The sequence below is a fragment of the Actinomadura sp. NPDC048032 genome (genome assembly GCF_040653175.1).
Lineage (GTDB): Bacteria > Actinomycetota > Actinomycetes > Streptosporangiales > Streptosporangiaceae > Spirillospora > Spirillospora verrucosospora.
Window position 1 is genome coordinate 1 of record NZ_JBEZJP010000600.1, and the last position, 3,714, is coordinate 3,714.

The following is a 3,714-nucleotide window of genomic DNA, read 5'->3' on the forward strand; positions in this document are numbered from 1 at the left end:
GGCGCAGCAGGCGCTGCTCGCCATCGTGGTCGCGTTCCTGTCCGCCACCCTCGGCCAGCTCGTCGCCTCGTCCGTCGGCGCCGTCCTGCGCAACCGGGTGACCGGGATGAACGCCCGCACCGCCGACGCGGTCGGCGGCACGTTCGTCAGCGCGCTCTCGCTGCTGATCGTCGCCTGGTTCTTCGGCAGCCTGGTCGCCAACTCCGAGTTCAAGCCCGTCCGGACGCAGGTCAAGGGCTCCTCGATCATCAACGGCATCAACGACGTGATGCCCCCGCAGGCGCAGACGTGGTTCACCTCGTTCCAGGGGTTCGTCAAGAGCAGCGAGTTCCCGCAGGTCTTCAACGGCCTCGGCGGCGAGTCGGTGGTGCAGGTGCCGCCGCCGGACGAGTCCGTCCTCAATACCCGGGGCCTGAAGGCCGCCAAGAACAGCATCGTGAAGGTGGTCAGCACGGCGCCGCAGTGCCAGCGCCGCATCGAGGGCACGGGTTTCGTGTTCGCGCCGCAGCACATCATGACCAACGCGCACGTCGTCGCGGGGGCGCGCGGCTCCTCGGTGGTGGCGACGCTCAACGGCGACACCAACCGCGGGCGGGTCGTGCTGTACGACCCGAAGCGCGACGTCGCCGTCCTCTACGTGCCGGGGCTGAAGGCGCCGGCGCTGGAGTTCGCCAAGGAGGCCCGCGTCCGCGACGACGCGATCATCGCCGGGTTCCCGAAGCAGCAGCCGTTCACGACCGGGGCGGCCCGGATCCGCGCCCGGCAGACGGCGCGCGGGCCCGACATCTACCACTCCGGCCAGGTCAGCCGCGAGATCTACGCCATCCGAGGCAAGGTCGAGCCGGGCAACTCCGGCGGTCCGCTGCTGTCCACCGACGGCCGCGTCTACGGCGTCATCTTCGCCGCGGCCCTGGACACGCCGTCCACCGGGTACGCGCTCACCGCGCAGGAGGTCGCGCCCGACGCGCGCGTGGGCGCCAACGCCACGAAGCCGGTCTCGACGGAGAGCTGCTCCGACTAGTTCGGTGTGAGGCGGAGGGCGATGGGGCCGTCCTGCGGCTCCTTCGCCAGGCTGCGTGTCCGCTGCACGATCCCTTGGACGTCGATGCCGTACGGAGCGGCGTCCAGGTACGGGACCAGCCGGTCCGCGGCGCGGCTGAGGAGGGCCTGGGCGCCACGCGCGTTTCCCCGGCGCAGATGGGTCACCCCTACGGCGACCTGTGCGAGACCCCGCCACAACTCCCGTTCGGGCTCCGGGGCGGACTTCCAGACCGCTTCCAGTACCTCATGGGCATGGAACGGGCGGTCGGCGTCCAGGAGGCGCTGCGCTTCGGCCAGGGCTTCCGCCGGTGGCATGTCGAGCTCGTCCGGCATCGTGGGTATGCCGGTGGCGCCGTGCGGCAGGGGACGTCCGTAGGCGTCCCGTGGGCGTGCGTTGCGTGGGCGTCCCGACTCGTCCCGATCCCGCATGCCTCCACGGTACGCGGGTTCAGCGTTCAGGCCCCGGGTCGGCCAGCCAGTCGAGGAGCCGGGCGTCGAACTCCTGCGGACGCTCCTGGTGGGGGAAATGCCCTGCGCCCTCTATGAGCGTCCAACGGTACGGGGCCTTCACGTAGCGTCCGGAGCCCTGCGCGCTGGCGGGAAGGGTGCACGTGTCGAGCGCGCCATGCACCTGGAGTGTGGCGGCATGGATGGGGGTGCGCATGCGGTGCGCGTAGCGGATGCCGTCTGGGCGGGCCTGGGAGCGGATGAGCCAGCGGTGGTACTCCAGCGCGCTGTGGGCGACCCCGGGGATCTGCACGGCTTTCCGTACGAGCCGCTCGGTGCGCTCGTCCGGCCAGTCCGGCCCCGACCAGTCGTGCAGAAGCTTTCCGACCAGTTCCGCGTCGTCGCGGACCAGGCGTCGTTCGGGCCACAGCGGCACCTGGAAGCCGAACGTGTGGCGCGCCGCCCAGCCCTGCCCGCGCGGGTCGCCGGCGACGGCCCGCCGCAGCCGCAGGGGATGCGGGGCGCCCACCACCGCCAGCCGCTGGACGATCTTCGGGTGGTAGACGGCCATCGTCCAGGCGAGCAGCCCGCCCCAGTCGTGCCCGACGACGGTCGCGTTCGCCTCGCCCAGGGCGCGGACCAGCCCCGCGGCGTCCCCGGCCAGCGTGACCAGGTCGTACCCGCGCGGCGGCTTGTCGCTGCCGCCGTAGCCGCGCAGGTCGACGGCGGCCGCCCGGTAGCCCGCGGCGGGCAGCGAGACGAGCTGGTGGTGCCACGACCACCAGAACTCGGGGAACCCGTGCAGCAGCAGGACGAGCGGCCCCTCGCCGGCCTCGGCGACGTGGAAGCGCGTCCCGCCGGCGCTGACCTGCCGGTGCGTCCACGGCCCGTCGACCTCGATCAGCGACGCGTCGTGCCCGGACACGGCGGCGGTCAGCCCGTCAGCTCGGGATCGCCGGAGTCGCCGCGGTGGCGCAGCGCGGTGAAGTCGTCCTTCAGCGTCCTGCGGGTCCGCTTCGCCCCTTCGATCTTGCGGATGCGGAAGTACCCGATGGCGATCAGGGCCAGGGCGAGGAGCAGGTACACGCCGGCCACGATGAGGAACGCCGCCCAGTGCCAGATCCCGGCGGCCACCAGCCCGTAGGCGAAGGCGATCGACAGCAGGATCACGATCAGCCCGCCGATCAGCGCGGCGATCGTGAACATCACGCTGCCCAGCGCGGCCTTCTTGGCATCGGCCTTCAGTTCCAGCTTGGCCAGGTCCATCTCGGCCCTGATCAGGTCGGAGACGCTGCTGGACGCCAGGGCGACCAGCTCGCCGAGGGACTTGTCCTCGACTCGCTCGCCCGGTAGTGCCTCGGACATATGGCTTTTCTCCTTAGTCCGGGCGCGCGCGCAGACGCACCCTTCTCCGGAAGACGACGGCCGCGGCCGCCGAGGCGAGAACGCTCGCGATCAGGACCGCAGTCGTCACTCTCTCGAATTGTGACGGGTCGGTATAGGCCAAACCGCCGATCAGCAGCGAAACGGTGAAACCCACCCCGGCCAGGAGCGCGACTCCCGCGATCTCGTGCCAGTGCAGGTCCTCCCCGAGGGTCGCAAGGCCGAGCCGCACGGCCGTCCACGCCCCGCCGAAGACCCCCACGAACTTACCGACCAGAAGTCCGGCGATCACGCCGAGGGCCACCCGGTCGGTGAACACGGCGCCCAACTGCGCCGCGCCGAGGCCCACCCCGGCCGACACGAAGGCGAAGACCGGCACGGCCACGCCCGCCGAGAACGGCCGCAGCGCGTGGTCGGCGCGCTCGGCGTTCGTCGGCCGCCCGTCCGGCGTCTCCTTCGGGCTGGTGAGCATCCCCAGCGCGACGCCCGCGACGGTCGCGTGGATCCCGCTCCGCTGGAGGCAGTACCAGGCCGCGACGGCGAGAGGCACGTACACCCACGGCGAACGGACGCCCCGGTGCTGGAGCAGCCCGTACGCCACGATCAGCGCCGCGCCGAGCAGCAGCGGCGTCCAGTGCAGGGTGCTGGTGTAGAAGAGCGCGATGATGGCGATGGCGATCAGGTCGTCCACCACCGCCAGCGTCAGCAGGAACGCGCGCAGAGGCGCCGGGCACGAGGTGAACGTCACGGCGAGCACCGCCAGCGCGAACGCGATGTCCGTCGCCGTCGGCACCGCCCACCCGCTGGCCGCGCCCGGCGCGCCCGCGCTCACCGCCAGGAAGA

At 72.1% G+C, this 3,714-nt stretch carries 5 protein-coding genes; 1 reads left to right on the plus strand and 4 read right to left on the minus strand.

The genetic code is table 11. The features are described from left to right. Window positions 1-1,021: MarP family serine protease (locus tag AB0C69_RS39700; RefSeq protein ID WP_360361471.1), on the plus strand; the 1,021-nt coding region annotated here is incomplete at its 5' end. On the opposite strand, the gene AB0C69_RS39705 is transcribed toward AB0C69_RS39700, so the two are convergent. The 4 genes from AB0C69_RS39705 to AB0C69_RS39720 form a co-directional block, all read right to left on the minus strand. Then, window positions 1,018-1,470, minus strand: coding sequence for a DUF309 domain-containing protein (locus AB0C69_RS39705; RefSeq protein ID WP_360361474.1), 453 nt, complete (start codon window positions 1,468-1,470; stop codon window positions 1,018-1,020). The two genes, AB0C69_RS39700 and AB0C69_RS39705, sit on opposite strands and share 4 nt — an antisense overlap. A 19-nt stretch (window positions 1,471-1,489) precedes the next feature. Next, window positions 1,490-2,413 (minus strand): alpha/beta fold hydrolase, encoded by a 924-nt coding sequence (locus AB0C69_RS39710; RefSeq protein WP_353831871.1) that lies wholly within the window; start codon window positions 2,411-2,413, stop codon window positions 1,490-1,492. Between the two features lie 8 nt (window positions 2,414-2,421). After that, on the minus strand, window positions 2,422-2,853 hold the full coding sequence (locus AB0C69_RS39715) for a phage holin family protein (RefSeq protein ID WP_345178972.1): 432 nt from the start codon (window positions 2,851-2,853) through the stop codon (window positions 2,422-2,424). A gap of 13 nt (window positions 2,854-2,866) precedes the next feature. Then, the coding region (locus AB0C69_RS39720) for a Na+/H+ antiporter NhaA (protein ID WP_360361478.1) at window positions 2,867-3,714 on the minus strand (848 nt) is incomplete at its 5' end.